General features: G+C 50.8%; 1 protein-coding gene. It reads right to left on the bottom strand.

What is annotated here, in order from left to right; genetic code table 11:
- On the bottom strand, positions 1 to 398 hold a 398-nt coding region (locus tag OGY04_RS00045), incomplete at its 3' end, for a DUF2931 family protein (protein WP_286573051.1).
- Positions 399 to 526 lie beyond the last annotated feature (128 nt).

Here is a 526-nt window from a genome sequence, read left to right as displayed (position 1 = left end):
CAGGTTTCGGGGCCGAAGACGGCGCTGGTTTCATAGGTCTGCTGGTCAATATAGGAATCCCAGCAGAAGACAATGTACTGCGGGGGTTTTTTGACTTTGTTGAAATTAACGCTGCCGCCAAAGGTCACATCAGTCCACTTGTCCACGGATTCAGAGTCACGAGAGGTTGGGTCAAGCGTGTTAAAGGTATACAAGTAACCATCGGTGTCGATAACTCTTGCGTGGTTGACCATTGAGGGTAATTCATAGGGGGTGATAAAAGAAAAATTCCACTTACCGTAAGGTAGAGTCCAGTCCCCGCTGGCGGCCTGTTTTGACTGTAAAGGGTGAGATTGATGTGGGCTGCAGCCTGCAGCGGCCAGTAACAGGGCAAGTATCAGTAGTTTGCGCATTTTCATCCCTCTTAATCCCAGTTGCCATAGGGGTAGGTTTTACCGTTGATAAATGCCTGCGTTGACGGGAGGAAGGTAAAACTGCCGCCCGGGACGACGTAGTCTTTACACAGGGTCAGGTCCTTGCCGGAGCG

Source organism: Citrobacter sp. Cpo091 (assembly GCF_030332645.1).
GTDB classification, from domain to species: Bacteria; Pseudomonadota; Gammaproteobacteria; order Enterobacterales; family Enterobacteriaceae; genus Citrobacter; species Citrobacter portucalensis.
This window is presented reverse-complemented; position numbering and strand designations above follow the sequence as displayed.